Genomic DNA, 25565 nt, shown 5'->3' on the forward strand with positions numbered 1-25565 from the left:
TCTCCGCGGCCGTGGTCTGCCGCGCTCGCTTGCCTCGTGCGCGGTCTGCGCCCGTGCCGTGGGAGATCGTATCCAGCGCGTCGAAGCGCCGGGCCCGGGCGGCGTCGAGCCGGGGTCGTTTCGTTCTTAATGCACCATTCGTTACAACCCGCGTGACGACATGGATGACCCCCGTCGGCGTGGCGTTGATCGTCGGTGGCATCGCGACGCTCCTCGTGTTCCGCAGGGTGCTCTTCGGCAGCGGCGGCGGGAACGACACCGCCGTCGACCACGGCGCCGCGGCTTCCGGCAAGCGCGCTCGCAAAGCCAAGCGGGCCGTCGAGGGTAAGCGGGCCGTGAAGGGCAAGCGGGCCGTCGAGGGCAAGCGGGCCGTCGGCGAAAGTCCTGAGAGCGGGCGGGTCGAGGGCGAGCGGGCTCAGAGCGGGCGGGTCGAGGGCGAGCGGGCTCGGAACGGGCCGATCGGCGCGCAGCGCGGAGGCGCTGTTCGTCGGCGTCGGGGCCTGGCGGCTGCCGAGGCCGGTCCGGCCGCCGAGGAGAGGCCGGCACCGGGTCCCCGAAGCTCGCGACGCTTCTGGCCCACGTCGGGGACCGGCGACTCCACGAGGGAGCCGGCACCGGTTCCTCCGCCGACGGTCTCGACCATCGGCGCGGCGACGCCCGGTCCGGTGGCCGAGCAGGACGATCTGCCGCCCGGTATGGCCACCACGGCGTTGCGGCCCGCCATCGCGCCCCGTGAACCCTCCGACGGGGTGGTCGCGCCGGTCGTGTCCGCGATGCCGGAGCCTGTCCACGCATTCCTCGACGACCTGGGCGAGGGCGTCCCTTCCGTCGCGACGAACGACGCGGTGTCCTCGGACGAGGGCACGTCCGGGCCGGATGGCAAGGATGGCGCCGGCCGTTACGGGCGGTTCGGGTTGCACCATTTCCGGCCGGCGGAGGAGGTCCGGCCGAACCCGCCCGCTCCTGCGGCCGCCGGGCCGACGGACGTGCGACTGGTGAGCCTCGGCGAGCCGATCCCCGACGAGGAACCCCGCCTCGAGGCCGCCGATGAAGACGACGAGTGGTCGGGTGCCGGCGCCGATCAGGGCGACCAGTGGCCTTCGGCCGTTGTCGACGAGGACAGGGGCTGGCTGGCTGCCCCGATGATCTCCGATCAGGATGTTCCGTTGGGGCGTGAGCGGGATACTCCCGTCGGCCGGGAGGAGGCCGGCCTCGAGGATCCCGACCTGTCCGGCGAGTTCGAGGCCGTGCACGACACCGACGCCTCCGGCAGCTTCCCGGCCGCCATGGATCCCTTCGCCGGAGGCGCCTTCGACGTCGACCCGTTCGACCATGAAGCCGGTGCCGCGCCGGTCGGATCCGACCTGAGCCTCTTCGATCGCGAGGCCGGTGCCGCGCCGGTCGGATCCGACCTGAGCCTCTTCGACCGCGAAGCCGAGGAGGAGCCCGGAGGATCCGCCGTGGAACCCTTGTCCGGAGCCCGGCAGTGGTCCGGCCCTGCCGCCCGCCGCTTCGGCGACCGGGTCGAGGGGTGGGTGCGTCCGCAGTACCGGGACGAGCCCGTTTCCGGTGACTACTGGACGCCTGTCCCGGACGCCGGTTACGGCTGGCCGGTGCCGGTGGAGCGCATCCCGCAGGTCCCGCCGGCGCCGGGCGGCGATCCTGACCCGGAGGTCGAGTCGGAACCGACCGCCCTGGTCCCGCAGTGGCCACCGACCCGCCCCGACGACCGCATCGGCGTGCCCCGCCCCTGGCGCGGCGGCGGGCACGATGCCGCCGATGGCCGGGACCGGCGGTCCGATCGAGATCAGCAGGCCGAGCAGGACCAGCAGTTCCAGCGGTTCGGGTTCAACCCCAGCCGCAGGGGCGACGACCCGGGCCGCAGGGGCGACGACCCGAGCTGCAGGGGCGACGACCCGAGCTGCAGGGGCGGCGACCCGAGCTGCAGGCCCGACGTAGGCCACCCGGGTCGGACGGGCGGTGGCGGCTACGCCGGTCGGCCGGCGAGTGCCGAGGGCCCCATCTGGACGGTCCCCGATCTGCCCGACGCCGTCCTGCCCGAGCTCACCTGGGCTCGCACCACTGCGGACGAGGACGAGTCCGGCCGCTTGCGGCGCGCGTCGATCAAGGTGAGGCGGCAGCGGGGAGCTGCGGGAGAGCCGACTCAGAACCTGCCGGCCGTCGACGCCGGGGGCTACGACCGGGCTCCCCAGCAGCCGGCCCGCGCACGTCCTCGGCCGCGTCCGCGCCCCGGTGCCGGTCAGTCCGAGGCGCGCAGCACCGTCTACGTGAGCAGGCACGCCGCGGAACCGAGCTGACCCCACGCCCGAAGCGGGCTTGGCTAGGGTGTGGCGATGGCCTCCTCGCCGTACGCGGATCTCGATCGCCCGCCGCTGGACGCGCGTGCCCTGCAGCGTGCGCTCGTCGTGCCCGGCGGCATGTGGCACCGGATCGACGTGGTCGCCGAGACCGGGTCCACGAATGCCGATGTCGCGCAGGCCGCCCGCCAGGGCGCCGGCGAGGGTCTGGTCGTTGTCGCCGAGCGGCAGGTTGCCGGGCGCGGACGGCGGAGCCGGGAGTGGGTTTCTCCGCCACGGGCGGGTCTCACGCTGAGCGCGCTGCTGCGGCCCGGGGTCGCCGACGCCGAGCGGGGGTGGCAGGCCGCCTCACAGCGGTCGTGGGGGTGGCTGCCGCTGCTGGCGGGGGTGGCGCTGGCCGAGGCCGTGCAGCGGGTGGCCGAGCGGGAGGCCGCGCTGAAGTGGCCCAACGATCTGCTGGTCACCGGTCCCGACGGCGGCGAGGGCAAGGCCGCCGGGATTCTCGCCGAGGTGGCCGGCGACGCCGTGGTGCTGGGGATCGGGTTGAACGTCACCACCCGGGCCGAGGAGCTGCCGCCCACCACCGGGCTGCCCGCCACGTCGCTGCGGGTCGCCGGTTCCGGCTCCGCGGATCGCGATCCGCTGCTGCGCGCGCTGCTGCGGAGCTTCGCCCGATGGTACGGCGGGTGGCGCGAGACCGGCGGCGACGCGGAGTTGTGCGGGCTGCTGGAGACGTACCGCCGGACCTGCGCGACGATCGGGCGTGACGTACGCGTGCTGCTTCCGGAGGCCGACGCACTGGTCGGCGTCGCGACCACCGTGGACGGCGACGGGCAGCTTGTGGTCCGTACGGCTGACGGGGTCCAGCATCGCGTCTCGGCGGGCGACGTCCTGCACGTACGCTGAGCCCGTGGCTTTCCCGGACGACGTGCTGACCGACGAGGAGGAGGTCGTCCTCCACCTGCATCCGCACGCGAAGGCGGCCGTCTGGCCGATCCTGGTCCTGCTGGCCGCTCTGGCCGCGGTCATCCTGGTGTGGGTGATGCTCCCGCCGACCACCGGTGGCTTGATCGGCGTCTGCGTCGTCGGCGCGGTGGCCGTCTTCGTCGGGGTGACCCGAGGCGTGTGGCCGTTGCTCGTCTGGCGCACCACCCATTACGTCTTCACCGACGAGCGGATCCTGCTGCAGGACGGTGTCGTCGCCCGGGAGCGCCGGGATCTGCCGCTCAACCGGGTCAACGACCATGTGGCCCACCAGTCGCTGTTCGAGCGGATGCTGGGGTGCGGCACGCTCACCGTCGACTCGATCGGCGAGCAGTCCGCCGTCATGCTGTCGGTGCCGCAGGTGCAGCAGGTGCAGACGACCCTGTACGAGCTGATCGAGACCGACCGCGAGCTACGGCCGGAGGAGGACGAGGAAGAGCAGGAGCCGGATCCCGAGCCGCCCGTGGCTAGACAGCGCGGCGCTGGGCGTCGATCTCCATGGCGATCTCTTCGTCCAGCCGGCCCTCGGCCTCGGCGCTGAGCTCGGCCAGGCCCGCCGCGACGTCGAGCTCGGCGATCGCGGCCTCGTGGCCGTCCACCGGCGGCTTCAGGAAGACGAACGTACGGTACGCCCAGAAGCGGAAGAGCGTCGCGACGCCGATGCCCAGCATGGTGACGCCCATGAAGAGGAGGGCGTCCTTCTCCTCGGTGAGGCCGAAGCCGTACTTGCCGATGGTCACCGCGCCCGACTGGATCACCATGCCGACCAGGTTGAACCCGAAGAACAGCGTGTACTCGCGGCGCAGGGCGGTGCGGGTGTGGTGGCGGTAGGTCCAGAAGCGGTTGGCGACGTAGGCCAGCGTGGTGGTGACGACGGTCGCGACGACGCTCGCCTTGACCGCACCGATGGGCAGAAGCGCCCAGGTGATGGCCATGTAGAGCAGGGTGTTCGCTGCGCCGATCACGCCGAACGCCAGGGCCTCTGGGGCGAGGTGGCGCAGACGTTCCGTCAGCGGATGGGCTGATGGCATTCGACAACCTTAGGGGGAGGGAACGAGGGACGACGGACCGAGCTTGCGGCTGGATCCTGCGTCATCTCCGCGGGACGGCTCGGGGTGCCGACGGCTCAGCGGACTGTGGGGCTGCCGTGCCCGCCTGCGGGGCAGGGGCCGCCGGAGTCGCCGGGGACGCGACGTCCGGGACCGTGCTCTCGCCGAAAACGAAGCGACGGTATGACCAGAATCGGAACAGCGTGCCGGCGGCGGTGCCGACGAGCTGCCCGGAGATGTTGTCGGCGAGCGGCGTCTGGAACTCGGGCCAGATCGCGCCGAGGCCGTAGTGGCTGATCGCCAGGCAGGCCAGCCCGATCGCCAGGCCGACGCCGTTGAGCAGGAAGAACATCGTGTACTGCTTCGCCATGTGGCTGTGCGCGCGGTGCCGCCACGTCCAGAACCGGTTGCCCGCGAAGGCGACCGTGGTGGCGACGAGGGTGGAGCCGGTCTTGGCGAGCAGGGTCTCGACGTCCGCCTGCAACAGCACGTTGAAGATCAGCAGATCGATGGCGAAGGCGATGCCGCCGACGGTGCCGAACTTGCTCAGCTCGCGCACCAGTGCTCCGAAGCGTGCCCGCAGGGCGGGCAGGAGAGCGGCAGCAGGCACGGACCCGAGAGTACCGGCGGGCGTCACCTGCCGCGGCGTCCCTGAGCTACTCCATAGGTTTCGTGAGCGACTCTTAACCGGGCGGGGTCGCACGGTTCCGCTGTCTGTACGGACGGTGGCGACGCTGGTTCATCTCGGTCACCTCGTCGAGCTGGGCGCGGCAGTCGGTGCACCACGACAGGTGGCTGTCGAGGCGTACGGACTCGCGCGGGGCGAGCCGCCCCCGGACACGCCCGCCCAGGCGCTCCCCGGCCCACCGGCACTCGGGCGGGTCGGCGACGGCGACGTGCTGCTGCAGGTAGAGGCGGCGTAGCCCCTCCCGGGCGCGGTGGGCGAGCACGGCGACGGCGTTCGGCGTGAGCCCGAGCTGCGGTGCGAGCTCTGCCGGGCTGGCCCCCTCGACCTCGGTGCGCCAGAGCACGTCGCGCCAGCGGTCTGGCAGGGCGCGGAAGGCCTGGGCGGCGTACGTGCGTTCGAGCTTGTCGAGGGCCGGGTCGAGGAAGGGCTCGCCCTCGTCGTAGCGGGTGAGGTCGTCGGTGAACTCCAGCCGCCGGTCGCGCCGCGCCCGGTGGTAGCAGACGTGACGCAGAGTGGTGTTCAGGTACGCCCGGAAGGCCACGAGCGGCCCCCGCCCGGCCCGCAGCATGGCGAACACCTTGGCGAACGTCTCGGCGACCAGGTCGTCGGCGTCGGCGGGATCGGTGACGAGTGCGTGCGCGAGGGCTCGGGCGGCGGAACGATGACGCTGGTAGAGGATGCCGTAGGCGGCGGTGTCGCCGGCCCGCACGGCGGCCAGCAACTCCGTGTCGGCGTCGGTCTCGCCGGCCGGGATCGACATTCCTGCCTCCTGTAGCCGGGAGTGGGAGGAAAGCCCGATTGTGGCCAAGCTTAGGGTGTTTTGTCCATTTCGTGAAATGGCGCCGCGGACGACCGCCTGACACCCACACTGTGTGCGCAGCGTGGCGCTCTCTGCGCACTCCTGCGCTGTCTGGCAAAGGATCAATCGTCATCGCGCACAAACTCCGAGGATTGTGCGGTTGTCCACAAGATTCTCCGATGAACTGAACGTTCACTCGGCATACGCTGACGTGACTCCCGTGATGGGGCCGGACCGCCGGCCTGCTTCGTCACAGGTCAGTGCCGACCGAAGGGACTCACATGTCTGTGCCCCCCACCTCCCACGCCCGCCTGCTGAGCTGGGTGGAAGAGGTAGCCGCTCTCACCACGCCCGACCGGGTGGTGTGGTGCGACGGCTCCGACGAGGAATGGACCCGCCTCACCGACTCGTTGGTGGAAGCCGGTTCCCTCGTTCGCCTCAACCCCGAGCGCCGCCCCAACTCGTTCTGGGCGCGTACCGACCCCGGGGACGTCGCCCGGGTCGAGGAACGCACCTACATCTGCTCCGCCGACCCTGCCGACGCCGGGCCCACCAACAACTGGATGGCGCCGGCCGAGATGAAGTCGACGATGACGGAGCTGTACCGCGGCTGTATGCGCGGACGCACCATGTACGTCGTCCCGTTCTGCATGGGCCCGCTCGACGCGCCGAACCCGATGTTCGGTGTCGAGCTGACCGACAGCGCGTACGTCGTCGCCTCCATGAAGATCATGACCCGGATGGGTGCCAAGGTCCTCGAGGCCATGGGTACCGAGGCCGACTTCGTGCCCGCGCTGCACTCCGTCGGCGCGCCGCTGGAGCCGGGTCAGGAAGACGTCGCCTGGCCGTGCAACGAGACGAAGTACATCTCGCACTTCCCGGAGACCCGCGAGATCTGGTCGTTCGGTTCCGGGTACGGCGGCAACTCGCTGCTCGGCAAGAAGTGCTTCGCCCTGCGCATCGCCAGTGTGGCCGCCCGGGACGAGGGCTGGCTCGCCGAGCACATGCTGATCATGAAGCTGACCTCGCCCGAGGGCCAGGTCCGCTACATCGCCGGCGCGTTCCCCTCGGCCTGCGGCAAGACCAACCTGGCCATGCTGGAGCCGACGCTGCCCGGCTGGAAGGTCGAGACGGTCGGCGACGACATCGCCTGGATGCGCTTCGGCGAGGACGGCCGCCTCTGGGCGACCAACCCCGAGTACGGTCTGTTCGGCGTCGCCCCCGGCACCGACCAGCACACCAACCCCAACGCTATGCGCACGCTCGCGCGGGGCAACTCGGTCTTCACCAACGTGGCCCTCACCGACGACGGTGACATCTGGTGGGAGGGCATGGGCGAGCCGCCCGCGCACCTCATCGACTGGAAGGGCAACGACTGGACGCCGGAGTCGGAGGCTGTCTCCAGCCACCCGAACAGCCGCTTCTGCACGCCCATCAACCAGTGCCCGATCCTCGCGCCCGAGTACGACGACCCGCGCGGCGTACCGATCGACGCGATCCTCTTCGGCGGCCGCCGCAAGACGACCGTGCCGCTGGTGACCGAGGCCCGTGACTGGGTGCACGGCGTGTACTTCGGCGCGACGCTGTCGTCGGAGACCACCGCCGCGGCGGTCGGGCAGGTCGGCGTCGTGCGCCGGGACCCGATGGCGATGCTGCCGTTCATCGGCTACCACGCCGGCGACTACTTCAACCACTGGATCGAGATGGGCAAGGCCGCGTCGGGCGACGCGAGCAAGCTGCCCAAGGTCTTCTACGTCAACTGGTTCCGTCGCGGCGACGACGGCCGGTTCCTGTGGCCGGGCTTCGGGGAGAACTCCCGGGTGCTCAAGTGGATCGTCGAGCGGCTCGACGGCAAGGCCGAGGCCGTCGACACCCCGATCGGTCAGGTGCCGACCGCCGATGCCCTGGACCTCACCGGTCTGGACATCGACAAGGCCGACATCGAGGCCGTCCTGACGGTCGACCGCGACGAGTGGCTGGCGGAGATCCCGCAGGTCGAGGAGTGGTTCGCCAAGTTCGGCGACAAGCTGCCGGCCGTCCTCTGGTCGGAGCTGGACGCGCTCAAGTCCCGCCTCAACGCGTGACGACCCGCGCCCGCCTCGCGTTCGAGGCGGGCGCGGCCTGGGTACCGTCGCATTCGTGACCATCGACTCTCGCCGGCCGGGCATCATCCGCGCACTGCGAGGGCTGCTGGTCGCGACGGCGGCGGCTACCGTCGGGGTCGAGCTCCTCAATCTCTGGTACGCGCCGGAGCACGGTTTCGGGCTCGCCGTCCGCACGGGCTGGGCGTTGCTGCGTACCGTCGGATGGCTGATTCTGATCTGGCACGTGGGCCGTGGCCGTGCCGCGGCCCGGCCGCTCGGTCTGATCCTCGCCGTCACCACCGTGTTCGCCGTGGGGCGGCTCGTCGTCCCGCGGACCGGAGTCCCACCGCTCCCCGGCGTGCTCGGCTTCGTGGCGCTCACCGCGCTCTGTGTCGCCGTGGTCGTGCTGCTTTACCGCCACCCGGCCGTACGCGCCCATCTGGTGCGCCATCCGAACAAGCTGGCGGTCACCCGGGCTGGGTTCGAGTGGCGCGAGGCGGTGCCGAAGCGCCCGCCGGTGGCCGCGTGGGCCCTCACCGCCCGGGTCGCGGCGTTCACCTACAGCCCGTTGATGCTGGTGCCGGCGCTGATCTCGGTGAGTGAGCTGGGTAGCCGGCCGCAGTGGCTGTTCGCCGTCGGCTTCTGGTTCGTGGCCGGTGTCGCCGCGAGCTACGCGGTGCTACTCAGCACCTTCTTCCTGCTGCGCGGCAAGCGCTGGGCGCCGAAGCTGCTGGTCTGGGTCACTCTCGGCGTGCTCGCCGTCGACCTGCCGCTGTGCCGCCTGCTGCTGGGCTGGGACGGCGTGATCCGCGACGGGGTTCCCCTCCTGGCCGCCGCCCTGCTCGTCCTCTACTCCCTCCGCAGGGTGGCGCGCACTCCCGCTCCCGTGGCAGCGGCGGCATGAGCTGCCTCCCGTCGCGCTGGCGCCGTCGTCCGTCTCGGTGGCAGCGCTTCCCTCCCGGTGGCGGTGCCTCCGTCTCGGTGGCGGTGGTGCTGACGTGAGTTATGACGTCGCGATCGTCGGGGCCGGACCGGCCGGGTCCGCCGCCGCGCTCGCCGCCCGGCGGGCCGGCGCGTCGGTGGTGCTGCTCGACCGGGCGGACTTCCCCCGCGACAAACCATGCGGCGACGGCATCGCCGCGGAGGCCCTGGACGTGCTCGCGGACCTCGGTGTCACCGGGGTGACCGACGGGCGCCCGCCCGTCGCCGACCTGCGCCTGGTGGCACCGGGCGGCACCGAGGTGGCCCGGCCCCTGCCGCGCCCCGCATACACCGTGCCGCGCCGGATCTTCGACGCGCGCCTGGTCGCGGCGGCCGTCCGGGCCGGCGCCGAGCTGCGCCGGCACACGGTCCGCGCGATCCGCCGCGTCCCGTCCGGCGTGGTTCTCGACGACCGGATCGAGGCGGGCGTGGTCATCGGCGCCGACGGCGCGGGTTCCGTGGTGCGGCGCGCGCTCGGCCACCCGGCGAACCCCCACGGGCACCTCGCCATCGCCATCCGGGGATACGCGCCTTCCGACGGCGCGGAGCAACTGATCCGGACCACGCGCGCCCGCTGGCCCGCGTACGCATGGTCGTTCCCGCTCGGCGACGGCACCGCCAACGTCGGGTACGGCGAGGTCCTGCGAGGGACTTCGGTGAGCAGGGCGTACCTGCTGGGGCGCCTGGTCGAGCTGCTGCCCGGCACCGCACCCACCGGCCTGCGCGCCCACCATCTGCCGTTGTCCACCCACCGTCCGCCGCCGGCCCGCGGTCCGGTGCTGCTCGCCGGCGATGCGCTGTCGCTGATCAATCCGTTCACCGGCGAAGGGATCTTCTACGCCGTGCTCTCCGGCACCCTGGCCGGTACGGCGGCCGCGGGCGGCCCCGAGCGGGCCGCGGCGCGCTACACGCGGGCGCTGCGGGCACGGCTCGGCCGCCACCTGCGCCACTCCGGTCTCGCCGCGCTGCTCACCCGGCAGCCACGGGTCGTCGACGCGGCCGTGCGGGCGGCCGGGCGAGACGGTGCGGTTTTCGACCGCATGGTGAGCCTCGGGCTCGGTGACGGGGTTTTCGACCTTCGCACGATCGGGCGCATCGGGGCCGAGATGGCCCGAATCGTCGCCATGCCCTCTTGAGTGGAGCCCCCGGCTCGATAGGCTGGACGCGATGAGTCTGCGCTCCCTGGTCTACTCCCTGTACGAACGGCGACTCGCCGGCAAGCTGGCCGGCAAGCCGGTGCCGCAACACGTCGGGGTCATGTGCGACGGCAACCGGCGCTGGGCCAAGGAGATGGGATACGTCGACCCCAACGACGGCCACCGTGTCGGTGCGGCCCGGGTCAAGGAGCTGCTCACCTGGTGCGACCAGGCCGGCATCAAGCACGTGACGCTCTACCTGCTGGCCACGGACAACCTGCAGCGCCCCGCCGCCGAGCTGGACCCCCTGGTCAAGATCATCGAGGATCTCGCCACCGAGCTGGCCGAGGACGGCAACCCGTGGCGGCTGCGCATCGTCGGCGCGCTCGACGTCCTGCCCGCCCCCACGGCGACCACTCTCAAGGCGGCACAGGAGAAGACCCGCGACCGCTCCGAGGGCGTCGAGGTCAACCTTGCGGTGGGCTACGGCGGCCGCCGCGAGATCACCGACGCGGTCCGGTCCCTGCTGCACGAGCACGCCGCGGCCGGGCGCACCCTGGAGGAGCTCGCCGAGATCCTCGACGTCGAGCACATCGCCGAGCACCTGTACACCCGCGGCCAGCCCGACCCCGACCTGGTCATCCGCACCAGCGGCGAGCAGCGCCTGTCGGGCTTCCTGCTGTGGCAGTCGGCGCACTCGGAGTTCTACTTCCACGACGCAAACTGGCCCGACTTCCGGCGCACCGACTTCCTGCGGGCGCTGCGCTCATACGCAACCCGCCAGCGCCGCTACGGAGCCTGAACCGCCGCCCACGCCGCGCTGCACGGTACGGGGCCGGAGTCGCCGCGCCGCGGCGTTCGCGTCGGGCGGAGGTTGAGCCGCCCCGTCGTTCACCTCGCGCTGCGCCGCCGTTGACCCTGCGCCGCGCCGCGGCGTTCGCGACGGGCGGAGCTTGAAGCCGCTCCGAAGCCTGCGCCGCGCCGCGGCTGCGTCTCGCCCCGCGGGGCGCCCGTCATCGGCGTCGTCGCCTCGACGAGATGGCGCGCATCGGCAGGCGTCGCGGACGCCGCAGCGGCACGTGTCATCGCCGCGGAGGACACGTCCGCTTTCCGCTGCTGGTCAGGGGGCGAAGGCGGGGAGGGCGTCGGCGAGGAAGCCGGCGACCGCCTCGGGTGACTCGAGGGTGAGGTCGGCGGCGCTGGAGACTTCCGCGCCGGTCTCCGGGTTGGCGACCGCCACGCACATGCCGAAGAAGCGCGGGTCGACCGCCTCGCGGGCGCGCAGCGCGTCGAAGGCCTTGATGTCCGACATGTCGTCGCCGAAATACCAGGCGCATCCGGCGTTCAGCACGCCCTCGCTGATCACCATGCCCTTGTCCTGGTCGACCGGCGGCTTGAGCTCCACCACCATGCGGCCGCCCTGGATGCGCAGGCCCAGCCGCTCGGCCTGCTCGTGGCCCCAGCGCTCCACCTGCGGGGCGAGCTGGGGTGCGGTGCGGTAGTGCAGGGCGACCGAGAGGCGCTTGTACTCCACCAGGATCGCCTCGGGCAGCTCAGCCTTGGCGCGCTCGGCCAGGTCGGCCATCGCGGGGACCCAGGGCAGAGCGGCCGGCTCGGTGACGACGTCCCCGTCGTGCCACACCTCGAGGCCGTACAGGCCGTAGAGGTCGACGTGCTCGAGCGACTCGAACCGGGAGCGCAGGAAGCTGACGGGCCGCGCCGAGACGATCGCGACGCGGGCGACCCGCGCGGCGAGCTGCTCGAGGACGCCGAGCACGGACGGGACCGGCTGCGAGGCGTCGGGGTCGTCCGTGACGGGCGAGAGGACCCCGTCGAAGTCGAAGAAGAAGGTGGTCTCCCGGGCCCGCGCGGCGGTGAACCGCAGGGCCTCGGCGACGCTCAGGGGGTGCGTGGGGCGAGCGTTGCTCGGCGGAGACTCAGGCACGCACCCCAGCGTACCCGCCGTTCGGCTCATCGCACTCCGGCGGAACGGCCCCGATTTGGCGTATGTCGCGGGTACTACCGCAGGTGGCTCTTGACCGCTAGCGTTTATGCATGGCACGGGGTTTTCCCGAGCCAGCCGGCCGGCCCGGACCTGCGACGAATGCGCCACGGGGCCCGCATCCCGACCCCGTGCAAGTGACGGGCGCCGGACGTGGCGGACCGCGGGCGGACCGGGTTGCACGCCCGCTGGAGCAGGCCTGTGACATCTCGCCGAACCGACGCCGGGGTCGCCCACACCGATCCGGCCGCCAACGTCTCCAGCAGCCGCGCCTCCACGGGACGCCGAGCGTCCCGGGATCGGCACGCCGACGCGGAGCCCGCGCCTGCAGGCCGGGTCTTCGTGCTGGACACCTCGGTCCTGCTGTCCGATCCGGCGGCCTTCCGCCGGTTCACCGACCACGAGGTGGTCATCCCCCTCGTGGTCATCTCCGAGTTGGAGGGCAAGCGGCACCATCCCGAGCTTGGCTGGTTCGCCCGTCAGGCGCTGCGCATGCTGGACGAGCTGCGGATCAAGCACGGCCGGCTGGATCATCCGGTCCTCTGCAACGACGAGGGCGGCACGCTGCGCGTGGAGCTGAACCACGCAGACCAGAGCGAGCTCCCCCACGGCTTCCGCAACGACTCCAACGACACCCGGATCCTGTCCGTGGCGCTGGGGCTGTCCGCCGAGGGTCGCGAGGTCACGCTGGTCAGCAAGGACATGCCGCTGCGCGTCAAGGCGGCCTCGGTGGGCATCACGGCCGACGAGTATCTGCACGGCCAGGCCAGCGACCCGACATGGACCGGCATGGCCGACCTCAGCCTGGACGACGAGGACGTCAACCGCCTGTACGCGGGCGACGAGCTCGAGCCGGAGGAGACGGCGCACCTGCCCTGCCACACCGGCCTGGTGATCCACTCGTCGCGCGGATCGGCGCTGGGACGGGTCACCCCGGACAAGACCGTGAAGCTGGTCCGGGGCGACCGGGAGGCGTTCGGCCTGCGGGGCCGCTCGGCGGAACAGCGGGTGGCGCTCGATCTGCTGCTCGACGAGTCGATCGGCATCGTGTCGCTGGGCGGGCGCGCCGGCACCGGGAAGTCCGCGCTGGCGCTCTGCGCGGGCCTCGAGGCGACGATGGAGCGCAGCCGCCACAAGAAGGTGGTCGTGTTCCGCCCGCTGTACGCCGTCGGCGGCCAGGAGCTCGGCTATCTGCCGGGCAGCGAGTCCGAGAAGATGTCGCCCTGGGCGCAGGCGGTGTTCGACACGCTCGGGGCCGTCGTCCACGCGAACGTGATGGACGAGGTTCTGGCCCGCGGGATGCTCGAGGTGCTGCCGTTGACCCACATCCGCGGCCGCAGCCTCCACGACGCCTTCGTCATCGTCGACGAGGCCCAGTCGCTGGAGCGCAACGTGCTGCTGACCGTGCTTTCCCGCATCGGGCAGGGGTCGCGCGTCGTGCTCACCCACGACGTCGCCCAGCGCGACAACCTGCGGGTAGGCCGGCATGACGGCGTGACCGCCGTCATCGAGGCGCTCAAGGGACATCCGATCTTCGCGCATGTCACTCTGACGAGGTCCGAGCGGTCACCCATCGCGGAGGTCGTCACCGATCTGTTGGAGGAGATTCCGCTCTGACGCACAGTCATCGTGAGGCGGGAGTCCATTCGGACTTCCGCCTCACGCCTTGTTTAGGGATGACTACAAATTGTGACTATCGCGATATCGCAAGAGTGAAAGAAATAGCCCCTGTTTGCCCGGAATAGCGCCTAAACATCCTGTGATTCATTTCACAGGTGGGCGTCGTCATTTCACATCGCCTTCACGGTGCGCCATGGTGGCTGGCGAGCATCCTTCGGGTGGCCGCACGAACGGAGATCGATCGGTGGCCGCCGGCGGACCGGGAAGCAAGGCCGGTCCACGCGGCCTGCGGGCCGTCGGTGCTTGCGGTGCGGGACGTCGCCGGTCGGGGAAGCCGGCGGATCCGCTCCGCGTCATTGCCCCCTACGAAGGGAAATCTTCGTGAATCGGCTCTGGAGCCGGGTCGGCATCCGTGCGGCCTCCGTGGGTCTGCTCGTCGCGGGCGTGATCGGCGGGGTCTACCTCGGACAGGACCGGGAAGTCCAGGCGCGGAGCGCCCAGGCTCAGCTCGTGGTCCAGGCGAACAACGACGAGATGGCGCTCCTCAAGGAGCGGCACAACGAGCACGCCGCCGTTCGCGCCTACCAGCGCCGGGCGGAGGGCGAAGCCGCCTCCAAGGCCGCGGTCGAGGCCAGGGCGGCCGCAGGCAGGGCGCACAAGCTCGAGAAGAAGGCGATCGCCAAGGCTGCAGAGAAGAAGGCGGCCGAGAGCAGGGATTCCGGCGGTTCGGGTCCCTCCGTGCCGTTCACCGGAGAGATTCCCGCCTCGTGCGAGGAGTTCAGCGGCAACCGCGCCATCGGCTGTGCGCTGATGCTGGACGCCGGCTACGAGATCGACCAGTTCCCGTGCCTGAACAAGCTGTGGGACAAGGAGAGCGGCTGGAACCATCGCGCCCGCAACCCCAGCTCCGGCGCGTACGGCATCCCGCAGTCCCTGCCGGGCGACAAGATGGCCTCGAAGGGCGACGACTGGCAGAGCAACCCGGCGACCCAGATCAAGTGGGGGCTCGGCTACATCAAGGGCCGTTACGACACGCCGTGCGACGCCTGGGGACACTCGCAGAGCGTCGGCTGGTACTAGAACCTCACGACAAAGGGGTGCGCGCTTCGGCGCGTACCCCTTTGTCGTATCTCCGGCAGTGATCAAATGTCCACATGGTCCGGAAAGTCGCTTCGTTGGTCGTCCTCGGTGTACTCGCCTCGGTGCTCACCTCGAGCCAGATAGCCGCCCGAGCCGGCGACGCCGCGTCCCCGACCGGCGGCGCGCCGCCGCTGCGCGAGGTCGTGGGCGGCGACCTGGCGCCCACGGGACGCTTTCCCTGGATGGTGCGACTCTCCATGGGCTGCGGCGGCACCCTGACCGCACCGCGCGTCGTGCTGACCGCGGGCCACTGCGTCGGCGGCACCGGCGAGGACGACACCATCGGCGTCGTGGCCGGCGTGACCGACCTCAAGTCCACCGAGGCGATCGAGGCGAGGTCGGTGTCGGTGATCCGCGCCGAGGGGTTCCGCGGTGAGACCCACGGCGACGACTGGGCGCTGATCGAGCTGGACCGGGATCTCGACCTTCCCACCCTGGAGCTGTCCCGCGGCGGCTACGACGAGAAGGGCCCGGTGACCGTGTTGGGCTGGGGTAAGACCAGTGAGAAAGCCCTGCGCCAGGAGAAGCGGCTGCGCTTCGCGTCGGTGCCGGTGGTGGCCGACGAAGAGTGCGCGAAGGCGTACGACAAGGTCGGCGTCGATCTGGTGAAAGACGAGTCGATCTGCGCCGGCAAACGCGGGGTCGACACCTGCCAGGGCGACTCCGGCGGTCCGATGGTGCGCAAGGCCGGCGACAGATGGATCCAGATCGGCATCGTCAGTTGGGGACTCGGGTGTGCGCGCAAGGGCTATCCGGGCGTCTATACCCAGGTCTCGGCGTTCCGTGCCGAGATCCGTACGGCCACCCGCAAGCTAAGCTGAACGTGCCGGATTCGACACGCTTGGTTGGCGTGACTGGCGGCCATCGGTAACCATCGGGGAATGGGTTACCCGAGTGCGCAGGACGACGCCGCGGCGAAGGTCGGTTCGGAGGCGTTCTTCGCCGCGATCGGCCGCGCGTTCGTGGCCATGTGCGCGGTCATCCCGGTGCTGTTCCTCATCGAGGCGATCGACCGGGGCCTCGGTGCGGGCTCCCTCGACCTGGCGGGCGGCATCATCCCGCGCCGCCTCGACGGCCTCGACGGCATCGTCTTCAGCCCGTTCCTGCACGCCGGGTGGGACCACCTCTACGGCAACAGCGTGCCGCTCATCCTGGTCGGCACGTTCGCGCTGGCCGGCGGCACCCGGCGCTTCCTCTGGTCGACCCTGGTCATCGTGCTGGTCAGCGGCTTCGGCGTCTGGCTCGTCGGCGACCCGAGCAGCGTCGTCGTCGGCGCCAGCGGCGTCGTCTTCGGCTACCTCGGCCTGCTCTTCGCCCGCGGCTTCGTCGAGCGCAGTTGGTGGAACCTGGGCGTGGCCGCCTTCATCGGGTTGCTCTACTGGTACCAGCTCTACAACATCCTCCCCACCGACCAGCCGGTGTCCTGGCAGGGACATCTGCTCGGGCTGTTGGCCGGGGTGATCGCCGCGATCGCGTTCCGGCGTCGCAAGCCGCGGCCGGCGCCGAGCCTCTACAACCCCGACGCGACGCTGACCGACATCTGAACGCCGCTCAGCGGGCCGATTTCCGGCGAGCGCGCGACCAGCCGGGTGCGACGGCCACCGCGACCGCGACGAGCGTCAGGGCGGCCCCGAGCACCGTGTTCGTCCCGGGCGGGCCCGCGGCGCCCGGGACGATGCCGTCGAGCAGCAGGGCGCCGGTGACCTGCCCCGCGATCATGCCGAGGCCGAGCAGCAGCACGCCGGTGTAGCGCACCACCGCGGCGCCCACCGCGATGAAGACGATGCCGAGCGTGCCGCCCGCATAGAGCCACCACGGGCCGGCCGGCAGGTGCGCCGGGACGCCGCGGAGCAGCGCCGAGACGACGAAGGCTAGGGCGAGCACGACCGTACCCATGAAGAAGTTGACCAGGCCGGCGACCAGGGCGCTGCCCGAGACCACCCGGACGTGCCCGTTGACCGCCTGCTGCCAGGCGATGCCGATGCCGGCGAGCAGGGGCAGCACGGCCAGCGCCAGCGCGCTCGGGTGCCCGATCCGGTCGGCCACCGAGATCAGCACCGCGATCACGGTCAGCACCGCTCCGGCGAGCCGTGGCACGGTCACCGGCTGCGGGCCGGAGGGACCCGCGCCCGCCCGGTCCACCATCAGGCTGCTCGAGGACTGACCCGCGACCAGCGCCACGATGAAGACGGCCACGCCCACCGTCGGCACGGTCAGGCCCTGGGTGGCGACGAGGAAGCCGCCGCACATGCCGCCCACGCACTGCCAGGGGCGGATCCTGCGCTCCCGCAGGCCGCTGGCCAGGTGGCGGAGACCGGACCGGCCCGCCGGCAGCAGCGGCACGCACACCGCCAGCACCAGCAGGCCGGAACCGAAGGAGATCAGCGCGGCGCCGATCGCGTCGTCGAGGCGTACGGCGAGCTCGCCGTTGATCCTCGACTGGACGGCCAGCGCGACGCCCGAGAGCACCGCGAGCACCACGCCGGCCGCACGCCGCCCGGTGGTCACCGCGGGCGGCGCCTTGAGGGTCTGTGTCACTCACGCACCGTCGGCAGGTGGCCGTCGAAGTCGACCGCCGAGTAGAGCTTGAGCTTCTCCAGCCGGTGGTACGAGTCGATGACCCGGATCGTGCCGCTCTTGGACCGCATGACGATCGACTGGGTGTGCGCCCCGCCGGAGCGGTACCGCACGCCCTTGAGCAGGTCTCCGGAGGTCACGCCGGTGGCCACGAAGAAGCAGTTGTCGCCGGTGACGAGGTCGTTGGTGGTCAGGACCCGGTCGAGGTCGTGGCCGCTGGCGATCGCCTTCTCTCGCTCCGCGTCGTCCCGCGGCCACAATTTGGCCTGAATCTCGCCGCCGAGGCACTTGAGCGCGCACGCCGCGGTGATGCCCTCCGGGGTGCCGCCGATGCCCATGAGCACGTCGACCTCCGACTCCGTACGGGCCGCCGAGATGGCGCCGGCGATGTCGCCGTCGGAGATGAACTTGATGTTGGCGCCGGCCGCGCGGACCTCCTCGACCAGCTTCTGGTGCCGGGGGCGGTCGAGGATGCAGACGGTGACGTCGGAGACCGCGCCGCGCTTGGCCCTGGCGATGCGGCGCAGGTTCTCGGCCGTGCCGGCGTTGATGTCGATGACGTCGGCGCAGTCCGGGCCGACCGCGATCTTCTCCATGTAGAAGACGGCGCTCGGGTCGAACATCGCGCCGCGCTCGGCCACGGCCAGCACGGCCACCGCGCCCGGCATGCCCTTGCTCATCAGCGTCGTGCCGTCGATCGGGTCCACCGCCACGTCGACCTCGGGACCGGTGCCGTCGCCGACCTGCTCCCCGTTGAAGAGCATGGGCGCTTCGTCCTTCTCACCCTCGCCGATCACCACGACGCCGCGCATCTGGATCGAGTTGATGAGCGTGCGCATGGCGTCCACGGCCGCGCCGTCGCCGCCGTTCTTGTCGCCGCGGCCCACCCAACGGCCGGCCGCCATCGCGGCGGCCTCGGTGACACGGACAAGATCGAGGGCGATGTTGCGGTCCAGATCCTGCGGATTGGCGGAAACGGGCATGACAGGGCCTCCTCGCGACGGTGCGGGGTGTGGTCGTTACCCGATCCTCACACGGGGCATGTGCAAAGTCCCGCTCCAGCGACATGGTTAACAATGGTGGGGTGTCCAGCCCCGATACCCCCACCGTCGGCAAGCGTGCCGAGCGCCGGCCGAGGGACATGGTTATGTCCCTCGCCGTCCTGCTCGTTCCGATCGCGCTGCTGCTGATCTTCTACCGGCTCGTACTGGACGGTGACAAACCGATCAGCGTGGACGCCGAACCCACGCTCCAGCAGGCCCGCGCGGCCAAGGTCTTCCCCGTCAGCGAGCCTCGGCTCGGTGCGGACTGGCATGTGCAGACCGCCACGTTCAAGCAGGAACAGGGCGGCGCGACCCTGCGCCTCGGTTACGCCGATCCGGACGGCGAGCCGCTCCAGCTCGTGGAGAGCAGCGTCGCGACCGCCACTCTGATCCCCGCGGAGCTGGGCAAGGAGCCCGAGGCGGTGGGCACGTACCGGGCTGGGGCGCGCACCTGGCAGCGCTACGACGCCCGGCCGGGTGAGAACGCGCTCGTGCTTCTGGAGAAGGGCCGCACGATCATCGTGGTCGGCAAGGCCGAGTCGGCGAACCTCGAGAAGCTTGCCTCATCTCTGTCCTGAGCTGGGGCTGCGCGAGAACGGGGGGATCGTCTAGGCTCCCGCAGTCCACCCGTCCTGCATTCGGAGTGCCCCCTCATGAACCGTCGGTTCGCCGCCGTTCTCGTGCCCCTTCTCGCCCTCTCGCTCGCCGCCTGCACCGGCGACGACGACAAGCCGGCCGACCCCAAGGCTGCCCTGGTGGCCTCCACGTCCGGGCTCAAGGGCGGCGACTACAGCTTCACGGCCTCGCTTCCGGGCGACTCGGTAGCGAAGGGGACCGTGCACACTCCCTCGAAGACGGCCTCTCTCGACTTCGACTCGGTCGAGGAGGGCGCCAAGGCGAAGATGCAGTTCCGGATCACCGACCCCGACCGCTACGTCAAGATGACGATCGACATGAGTGAGGCCGTGAAGCAGGCGGAGAGCCTGGCGGCGCTCGGTGACGATCCGCAGAGCGCCAAGGTCATCGAGGGCCTCAAGGCGATGATCGAGCTGTTCAGCGGCAAGCAGTGGCTCAAGCTGGACATGGCCAAGGTGACGAACGACGACTTCAAGATCGGTATCGAGGACCCCGATCTGACCGGAGCGGCCGGCCTCTTCGGCGGAGTCACCACCGCGGAGCGCAAGGGCCCGGTCATCACCGGCACTCTCGACGCCACGGTGGTCAAGGACGACGCCCATCTTCTCGGCACGTCCGTCTTCAAGGGCGCCGAGCCGGCCCAGGCCAAGGCGATTCCGTACGAGGCCACGCTCGACGTCGACGGCCGGCTCACCAAGCTCGTGCTCGACGTGCCGAAGACCACCGACGCCCCGGCCGGCAAGCTGACCATGGAGGTCAGCGGCTACGGCGCCGCCGCCAAGCAGGACGCGCCTCCGGCCGCCGAGACCAAGGAGATGCCGGAGTCCGCGTACGAGATGATCAACGGTAAGAACTGAGCGTCACCGGTCTCCGCGGGCCGCCCGGGCCGCCTCGATGCGGTCCCGGGCCCCGTCCAGCCAGCGCTGGCAGACATCGGCCAGCTTCTCGCCCCGCTCCCAGAGCGCCAGTGACTCCTCCAGCGAGGCGCCACCCTGCTCCAACTTTTCCACGACCGCCGCCAGCTCGCCCCGGGCCTGCTCGTAGCTGAGTTTCTCGTCGGTCATGTGGTGCTCTCCTGTACTTCCGTGCGCAGCTCGCCGTCGGCCAGCCGTACGCGTAGAACATCTCCGGTCGCGACCTCGCCCGCCGCCCGGACCACGTGGCCGTCGGCGCGTTGCACGATGGCGTACCCGCGTTCGAGGGTGGCCGCGGGCGACAGCGCCCGCAGCCGCGCGAGGGTGTGCCGCAGGTCGTCGTCGGCCCGGCGGATCCGGTGTTCGAGGCTTCGGCCGGCCCGGTCGCGCAGCCCGGTCACCTCCGTTGCGCGCTGCTCGACCAGCGTCTCGGGGCGAGCCAGCGACGGACGCGACCGCCAGGCCTCGAGCCGGTGCGCCTCCCGCTCGATGAGGGTCAGCACCGCCCGGTCCAGGCGGCGCCGGGCCTGCCCGATCAGCAGCGTCTCCTCCGCCAGGTCGGGCACGATCCGCTTGGCGGCGTCGGTCGGCGTGGAAGCGCGCAGATCGGCGACGTAGTCCAGCAGCGGCGCGTCGGTCTCGTGGCCGATGGCGCTGACCACCGGCGTCCGGCAGCCGAAGACCGCCCGGCACAGCGCCTCGTCGGAGAAGGGCAGCAGGTCCTCGACGCTTCCGCCGCCGCGCGCGATGACGATGACGTCGACGGTGTCGTCGTGCTCCAGCACCTTGAGCGCATCGAGGATCTGCGGCACCGCGTTCGGGCCCTGCACCGGCACATTGATCACGCGGAAGTCGATGCCCGGCCACCGGCGGCGGGTGTTCATCAGCACGTCTCGCTCGGCGGCCGAGGCGCGCCCGGTGATCAGACCGATCCGCCGCGGCAGGAACGGTAGCCGGCGCTTGCGCTCGCGGGCGAACAACCCTTCGGCGGCGAGCAGCTTCTTGAGCCGCTCCAGGCGGGCGAGCAGCTCGCCGAGCCCGACCTGGCGGATCTCATCGGCGCGCAGGCTGAGCGAGCCGCGGGCCGGATAGAACTCGGGTTTGGCGTGCAGGGTGACCCGGGCACCCTCGGCGAGCTCCGGCGCGCCGGCGTCGAGCACGTCGCGGTGGGCGGTCACCGTCAGGCTCAGGTCGGCCGACGGGTCGCGCAGGGTCAGGAAGACCACGGCCGCACCCGGGCGGCGGCTGATCTGGGCGACCTGGCCGTCGATCCACACCCAGCCGAGCTTGGCGACCCAGGCGCCGAGCTTCTGGCTGACGACGCGGACCGGCCAGGGCTCGTCGGCGGTCGGCTTCGGCTCCGGCTGGGTCACCCGGCCTAGCCTACGGGCGGCTGCAGCCGGTTCCCTCGTGCGGGCGGCCGAGGCGCCGCGCGAGGCACGACAGCAGGAGGGCGATCAGGCCCGCGTATCCCCAGAAGAGCACGTTGGCGGCGAGATGGAGGCCGTCGACGTGCCAGTCGCCGCCCGGGTTGCGGGCCATGATCGCGAACGGGTAGCCGTGCCGCTGAGCGAAGGTGTCCAGGCAGCATGTCGCGGTGTCGGCGGGCACCGCGCTGACCAGCAGGCCGGCGCCGAGGACGAGGCCGCCGACGAGCGACACGGCGGGACTCGGTCGGTAGGCGATCGACGCCAGCGAGATCAGCAGCACGCCGCCGACCACCAGCATGCCGTGGAAGAGCAGGTACGCGCTGTCCGGCGTACCCTGCCGGCGGTCCAGTTCGACGACGAGGTCGAGCACGCCGATCAGGACCGAGGACCAGCCGAGAAGCAGGCGCAGGGCCGTACCGACGGACTCCCACAGGCCGGGCGCGCCCACGGCGCCGGTGGCGCTCATGGCCCGAGTATCCCGCCGGGCGGTCCGTCAGAGTGCGGAAACGCGTCTCGTCCTGGTGACGGCCGCGGCCAGCAGCAGGCCGAGGAAACCCCAGAACACGGCGGTCGCGGTCAGGTTCACCGCGTCCACCTGCCAGCTCGCCTGCTCGGCGAGGGCCCGGGCGGTCTGCGGATCGTCCGCCACCGCGCCCCGGTTCAGCCACTCGTACGGCCAGCCCCGGCGGGCCACGTACGCCCACATTCCGCCCGTCCGCGTGGTTTCCGTGAGCAGCCCGGCGAGCGCGCCCCCGACGGCCGCCGCGACGGAGGCGCCCGCCGTCGGTAGCGCCGGCAGCGGCACCCGGTGCGGCATCAGCAGCACCAGCCCGCCGACGGCGAGGACCGCGCCCACCACCAGATCGGCCTGCCGGCCGGGCGCCTGGAGGTTGAGCAGGATCCAGGTCAGCGCACCGACCAACGTGACAGCACCGGCAAAACCCCTGGTCAAGGCCCCGATACGGGGTCCGGTGCCGGTCCTGCCGGCGGCCACGTCAGTGTCGCTCACCGGCCGAGTATGCCGCGCCCGCGGCGAAACGTCCCTGGGGCAGGCCGCCACGACGATCATGATCGGGCCGCTGTGGTGCGTATCGCAGGCCGCGAGTTCCCGGCGGTGGGCACGTACCATGGCCGGGTGACCTCCGAAGCCAGCACCCCAGTCCGCAAGCGTGTGCTCCTCGCCAAGCCGCGGGGTTACTGCGCCGGTGTCGACCGCGCGGTGCAGACGGTGGAGGAGGCGCTCAAGCTCTACGGCGCCCCGGTCTACGTGCGCAAGCAGATCGTGCACAACAAGCACGTGGTGAGCACGCTCGAGGCCCGCGGCGCGATCTTCGTGGAGGAGAACGAGGAGGTGCCCGAGGGCTCCACCGTCGTCTTCTCGGCGCACGGCGTGGCCCCCGAGGTCCACGAGCAGGCCCGCGAGCGCAACCTCAAGGCCATCGACGCCACCTGCCCGCTGGTCACGAAGGTGCACCACGAGGCCAGGCGCTTCGCCGCGGACGACTACGACATCCTGCTCATCGGCCACGAGGGCCACGAGGAGGTCATCGGTACGGCGGGCGAGGCGCCGCAGCACATCCAGCTAGTCGACGGCCCCGACGACGTCGACAACGTGGTGGTCCGCGACCCCGCCAAGGTCGTCTGGCTGTCCCAGACGACGCTGTCGGTCGACGAGACCATGGAGACCGTGGCCCGGCTCAAGACCCGTCTGCCGCTGCTGCAGTCGCCGCCCAGCGACGACATCTGCTACGCCACCTCCAACCGCCAGCACGTGGTCAAGGAGATCGCGCCGGAGTGTGACGTGGTCATCGTGGTCGGCTCGGCCAACTCCTCCAATTCCGTACGCCTGGTCGAGGTGGCCCTGGGTGCCGGCGCCAAGGCCGGGCACCTGGTCGACTACGCCACCGAGATCCAGGACGAGTGGCTGGAGGGCGCCACCACGGTCGGCGTCAGCTCGGGCGCCAGCGTCCCGGAGGATCTGGTCATGGAGGTGCTCGCCCATCTCGCGGAGCGGGGCTTCGGCGAGGTGACCGAGTACACCACGGCCGAGGAGCGGCTCACGTTCTCGCTGCCCCAGGAGCTGCGTCGCGACATGAAGGCCGCGGCCGCCGCCCGCTCGTAACCGCCTCACCCGTCACCGCTTCGTTCGTGACCGCTGGGTTCGTGACCGCTTCGTTCGTCACACCTCTTCAGATGTCTCCGCCGAAGTCTCCGCCGCCCCAGTCGCCTTGGCCGTCCCAGTCGCCTTGGCCGAAGTCGCCGGCGGCGTCCTGGAAGCCTTCCTCGTAGCCCTCGGTGAAGCCCATGTCGCCGAAGCCCGGCGACAGAAGCGCATCGAAGATCAACATGCCGCCGAGGGCCCCGGCGCCCGCACCGAGGGCGGTCTTCCACACCGGTGTCGAATACCAGCCGGACGGGACCGGGCGGCCCTGGATGCGGCCACCGGGGTAGTAGTGAGGGGTCTCCGGGCCGGGCTGGGGCCCCGCCCGGTAGTGCTGCCCCTGCACGGTGACCTCGCGCTCGCGGGTCAGCCGTCCGGCACCCTGCGCACCGTGTAACGGCGGCAGCTCCGGGCCCGGGTCGATGCCCATGGCGGTGCGGGCCGCCCGTACGTACGCGAGTCCCTCCAGCGCCGACTCCCGAGCCAGTTCGCACTGCCTGACGGTCTTCGCCTGCTGGAGCTGGCCCCCGGCCGCGTTGTAGCGCTCGCCGGCGTCGGCCAGCGCCTGGCGCGCCGCCGGGTCGTCTCCGTGCAGGTTCATCACCTGCCCGCCGAGGCGCTCGTACCAGCGCTGAGCCTCGGCGCGGGCGTCGTCGAGCTGCCGCCGCTCACGGGCCGCGCTGCCGCGGCGCCAGGCCACGACGGCCGCCACCACGACCAGGACCAGGATCAACAGCAGAAACACCTTCATGGCTCGACGGTACGCCGGAGGGGGAAACGTCGTACCCCTCTGGCAAGCTCGCGGGGTGAGCTTCTCGACGCTGGCCGTGGTGGTCATCTGCCTGGCGGTCGGGGCCGCGCTCGGCTGGCTGGCCGCGCGGCTGCGGGCCGCGGCCGACATCGCCCGGCTGGAGGCGACGGTCCAGGCCGGACGCGACGGCGAGGAACGCCTCGAGCAGTCGCTGCGAGCGCTGTCCTATGAGTCCACCGCCCAGTCGCAGGAGGCCGTCGCGCGCGCCGTGGCGCCCCTGCACGAGACGCTGCGCCGCTACGAGGAGCGCGTCGCCGACCTCGAGCGCGAGCGGATCGACGCCTACGCCGAGCTGCGCGAGCAGGTGCGAGCCATGGGATTGGTTTCCGGCGAGCTGCGCACCGAGACCAGACAACTCGTCGCGGCGCTGCGCGCGCCCCAGGTCCGGGGCCGATGGGGCGAGCACCAACTGCGCCGCATCGTGGAGGCCGCCGGCCTGCTCGAACACTGCGACTTCGCCGAGCAGGTTTCGTCCCGCACCGATCACCAGGGCGTACGCCCCGACATGGTGGTACGTCTGCACGGTGGGCGGTCGGTGGTGGTGGATGCGAAGGCGCCCTTCGACGCGTACCTGTCGGCCATGGAGGCGCGTGACGAGCGCACCCGCGACACCCACCTGGACCAGCACGCGAGGGTGCTGCGAGGCCATGTGGACGCGCTGGCCGGCAAGGCGTACTGGACTGCGTTCGACCAGACCCCCGACTTCGTGGTCCTCTTCGTGCCGGCCGACCCGTTCCTCGACGCCGCCCTGCAACGGGACCCGACGCTGATGGAGCACGCGTTCGCCCGCAACGTCGTGCTGGCGACGCCGGCGACGCTGGTGGCGCTGCTGCGGACAGTGGCATATTCGTGGCGCCAAGAGGCGTTGGCCCGCAACGCGCTAGCGGTGCACGGCCTGGCCCGCGAGCTGTACGGCCGCCTCGCCACCCTCGGCGACCACGTGGGCAAGCTGGGCGCCTCCCTCGGCGGCGCAGTGACGGCCTACAACCGCGCGGTCGGCTCCCTGGAGTCCCGTGTGCTGGTCAGCGCCCGCAAACTCGCCGAAATGGGCGTCTCCGACGAGGAACTGGCCGTGCCCGCCCAGGTCGAGCTGACCCCGCGCCAGCCGCAGGCCCCCGAGCTGTTCGAAGAGCCCGGCTCCGCGATGTTCCGCTGAGCGTGGTGGAGACGGCGCCGGGCGAGTACGCCCTGT

The 25565-nt window shown here is 71.5% G+C and carries 26 protein-coding genes; 15 read left to right on the forward strand and 11 right to left on the reverse strand.

What is annotated here, in order from left to right; all coding sequences use genetic code 11:
- Window positions 1-152: 152 nt before the first annotated feature.
- Genes EDD30_RS23920 through EDD30_RS23930 form a run of 3 tightly spaced genes read left to right on the forward strand, consistent with a single transcriptional unit; the run spans window position 153 to window position 3843 of the window.
- Window positions 153-2318 carry a hypothetical protein gene (locus EDD30_RS23920; protein ID WP_143163064.1) on the forward strand — a complete coding sequence of 722 codons (2166 nt, stop codon included), beginning with the start codon at window positions 153-155 and terminating at the stop codon, window positions 2316-2318.
- Window positions 2319-2354: 36 nt separating this feature from the next.
- Window positions 2355-3224 (forward strand): biotin--[acetyl-CoA-carboxylase] ligase, encoded by an 870-nt coding sequence (locus tag EDD30_RS23925; protein ID WP_071810070.1) that lies wholly within the window; start codon window positions 2355-2357, stop codon window positions 3222-3224.
- Window positions 3225-3228: 4 nt separating this feature from the next.
- Entirely contained in the window at window positions 3229-3843 is a 615-nt protein-coding gene (locus EDD30_RS23930; RefSeq protein ID WP_071810046.1) for a PH domain-containing protein, read from the forward strand.
- Here the strand turns inward: EDD30_RS23930 and EDD30_RS23935 are convergent.
- The 3 genes from EDD30_RS23935 to EDD30_RS23945 all read right to left on the reverse strand — a co-directional run bounded on the left by EDD30_RS23935 (window position 3770) and on the right by EDD30_RS23945 (window position 5799).
- A complete protein-coding gene (locus EDD30_RS23935) occupies window positions 3770-4333 on the reverse strand; it encodes a GtrA family protein (RefSeq protein ID WP_071810047.1) in 564 nt (187 codons plus the stop codon). The two genes, EDD30_RS23930 and EDD30_RS23935, sit on opposite strands and share 74 nt — an antisense overlap.
- Window positions 4334-4394: 61 nt before the next feature.
- Complete coding sequence (locus EDD30_RS23940) at window positions 4395-4988, reverse strand: GtrA family protein (RefSeq protein ID WP_084557963.1); 594 nt, start codon at window positions 4986-4988, stop codon at window positions 4395-4397.
- Window positions 4989-5034: 46 nt separating this feature from the next.
- Window positions 5035-5799: a sigma-70 family RNA polymerase sigma factor gene (locus EDD30_RS23945; RefSeq protein WP_071810048.1), complete on the reverse strand. Its 765-nt coding sequence runs from the start codon at window positions 5797-5799 to the stop codon at window positions 5035-5037.
- 320 nt (window positions 5800-6119) lie between these two features.
- Here EDD30_RS23945 and EDD30_RS23950 point away from each other — a divergent pair, with 320 nt between their 5' ends.
- From EDD30_RS23950 to EDD30_RS23965, 4 genes are all read left to right on the forward strand, one after another.
- A complete protein-coding gene (locus EDD30_RS23950) occupies window positions 6120-7922 on the forward strand; it encodes a phosphoenolpyruvate carboxykinase (GTP) (protein WP_071810049.1) in 1803 nt (600 codons plus the stop codon).
- Between the two features lie 55 nt (window positions 7923-7977).
- Window positions 7978-8826, forward strand: coding sequence for a hypothetical protein (locus EDD30_RS23955; RefSeq protein WP_071810050.1), 849 nt, complete (start codon window positions 7978-7980; stop codon window positions 8824-8826).
- Between the two features lie 94 nt (window positions 8827-8920).
- Window positions 8921-10039 carry an NAD(P)/FAD-dependent oxidoreductase gene (locus tag EDD30_RS23960; protein WP_071810051.1) on the forward strand — a complete coding sequence of 373 codons (1119 nt, stop codon included), beginning with the start codon at window positions 8921-8923 and terminating at the stop codon, window positions 10037-10039.
- Between the two features lie 31 nt (window positions 10040-10070).
- Window positions 10071-10841: an isoprenyl transferase gene (locus EDD30_RS23965; RefSeq protein ID WP_071810052.1), complete on the forward strand. Its 771-nt coding sequence runs from the start codon at window positions 10071-10073 to the stop codon at window positions 10839-10841.
- A 318-nt stretch (window positions 10842-11159) separates the two neighbouring features.
- Here the strand turns inward: EDD30_RS23965 and otsB are convergent, their stop codons facing one another.
- A complete protein-coding gene (gene otsB, locus EDD30_RS23970; RefSeq protein WP_071810053.1) occupies window positions 11160-12014 on the reverse strand; it encodes a trehalose-phosphatase in 855 nt (284 codons plus the stop codon).
- A gap of 228 nt (window positions 12015-12242) precedes the next feature.
- Here otsB and phoH2 point away from each other — a divergent pair, with 228 nt between their 5' ends.
- The 4 genes from phoH2 to EDD30_RS23990 all read left to right on the forward strand — a co-directional run bounded on the left by phoH2 (window position 12243) and on the right by EDD30_RS23990 (window position 16345).
- Window positions 12243-13658 carry an RNA 5'-3' helicase PhoH2 gene (gene phoH2, locus EDD30_RS23975; protein WP_071810054.1) on the forward strand — a complete coding sequence of 472 codons (1416 nt, stop codon included), beginning with the start codon at window positions 12243-12245 and terminating at the stop codon, window positions 13656-13658.
- A gap of 384 nt (window positions 13659-14042) precedes the next feature.
- The gene (locus EDD30_RS23980) at window positions 14043-14741 is read left to right on the forward strand and encodes an aggregation-promoting factor C-terminal-like domain-containing protein (protein ID WP_071810055.1); all 699 of its coding nucleotides are present in this window, start codon (window positions 14043-14045) and stop codon (window positions 14739-14741) included.
- 74 nt (window positions 14742-14815) lie between these two features.
- Window positions 14816-15622, forward strand: coding sequence for a S1 family peptidase (locus EDD30_RS23985; RefSeq protein ID WP_071810056.1), 807 nt, complete (start codon window positions 14816-14818; stop codon window positions 15620-15622).
- Between the two features lie 60 nt (window positions 15623-15682).
- Entirely contained in the window at window positions 15683-16345 is a 663-nt protein-coding gene (locus EDD30_RS23990; protein ID WP_071810057.1) for a rhomboid family intramembrane serine protease, read from the forward strand.
- A gap of 7 nt (window positions 16346-16352) precedes the next feature.
- Here the strand turns inward: EDD30_RS23990 and EDD30_RS23995 are convergent, their stop codons facing one another.
- Together EDD30_RS23995 and glpX are read right to left on the reverse strand one after the other, a co-directional pair.
- Complete coding sequence (locus tag EDD30_RS23995) at window positions 16353-17339, reverse strand: DMT family transporter (RefSeq protein ID WP_071810058.1); 987 nt, start codon at window positions 17337-17339, stop codon at window positions 16353-16355.
- Window positions 17336-18361: a class II fructose-bisphosphatase gene (gene glpX, locus EDD30_RS24000; protein WP_071810059.1), complete on the reverse strand. Its 1026-nt coding sequence runs from the start codon at window positions 18359-18361 to the stop codon at window positions 17336-17338. The genes EDD30_RS23995 and glpX overlap by 4 nt, the downstream gene beginning before the upstream one ends.
- Before the next feature lie 101 nt (window positions 18362-18462).
- On the opposite strand from glpX, the gene EDD30_RS24005 reads away from it, so the two are divergent.
- Together EDD30_RS24005 and EDD30_RS24010 are read left to right on the forward strand one after the other, a co-directional pair.
- Complete coding sequence (locus tag EDD30_RS24005; RefSeq protein ID WP_084557965.1) at window positions 18463-18999, forward strand: DUF4245 domain-containing protein; 537 nt, start codon at window positions 18463-18465, stop codon at window positions 18997-18999.
- Between the two features lie 75 nt (window positions 19000-19074).
- On the forward strand, window positions 19075-19914 hold the full coding sequence (locus tag EDD30_RS24010) for a hypothetical protein (protein ID WP_071810061.1): 840 nt from the start codon (window positions 19075-19077) through the stop codon (window positions 19912-19914).
- Between the two features lie 3 nt (window positions 19915-19917).
- Here the strand turns inward: EDD30_RS24010 and EDD30_RS24015 are convergent, their stop codons facing one another.
- The 4 genes from EDD30_RS24015 to EDD30_RS24030 are packed head-to-tail and all read right to left on the reverse strand — an operon-like array spanning window position 19918 to window position 22410.
- Window positions 19918-20121, reverse strand: a complete 204-nt coding sequence (locus EDD30_RS24015; protein ID WP_071810062.1) for an exodeoxyribonuclease VII small subunit — start codon at window positions 20119-20121, stop codon at window positions 19918-19920.
- Entirely contained in the window at window positions 20118-21344 is a 1227-nt protein-coding gene (xseA, locus tag EDD30_RS24020) for an exodeoxyribonuclease VII large subunit (protein WP_071810063.1), read from the reverse strand. The genes EDD30_RS24015 and xseA overlap by 4 nt, the downstream gene beginning before the upstream one ends.
- A gap of 10 nt (window positions 21345-21354) precedes the next feature.
- Entirely contained in the window at window positions 21355-21867 is a 513-nt protein-coding gene (locus EDD30_RS24025; RefSeq protein WP_071810064.1) for a hypothetical protein, read from the reverse strand.
- A gap of 27 nt (window positions 21868-21894) precedes the next feature.
- Entirely contained in the window at window positions 21895-22410 is a 516-nt protein-coding gene (locus EDD30_RS24030; RefSeq protein ID WP_143163065.1) for a hypothetical protein, read from the reverse strand.
- 105 nt (window positions 22411-22515) lie between these two features.
- On the opposite strand from EDD30_RS24030, the gene EDD30_RS24035 reads away from it, so the two are divergent.
- Window positions 22516-23523 carry a 4-hydroxy-3-methylbut-2-enyl diphosphate reductase gene (locus EDD30_RS24035; RefSeq protein ID WP_123678858.1) on the forward strand — a complete coding sequence of 336 codons (1008 nt, stop codon included), beginning with the start codon at window positions 22516-22518 and terminating at the stop codon, window positions 23521-23523.
- A gap of 67 nt (window positions 23524-23590) precedes the next feature.
- Here EDD30_RS24035 and EDD30_RS24040 read toward each other — a convergent pair whose 3' ends face one another.
- Entirely contained in the window at window positions 23591-24313 is a 723-nt protein-coding gene (locus EDD30_RS24040) for a hypothetical protein (RefSeq protein ID WP_071810066.1), read from the reverse strand.
- 55 nt (window positions 24314-24368) lie between these two features.
- On the opposite strand from EDD30_RS24040, the gene EDD30_RS24045 reads away from it, so the two are divergent.
- Window positions 24369-25529 (forward strand): DNA recombination protein RmuC, encoded by a 1161-nt coding sequence (locus tag EDD30_RS24045; protein ID WP_071810067.1) that lies wholly within the window; start codon window positions 24369-24371, stop codon window positions 25527-25529.
- Window positions 25530-25565 lie beyond the last annotated feature (36 nt).

The organism is Couchioplanes caeruleus, assembly GCF_003751945.1.
Classification (GTDB): Bacteria; Actinomycetota; Actinomycetes; order Mycobacteriales; family Micromonosporaceae; genus Actinoplanes; species Actinoplanes caeruleus.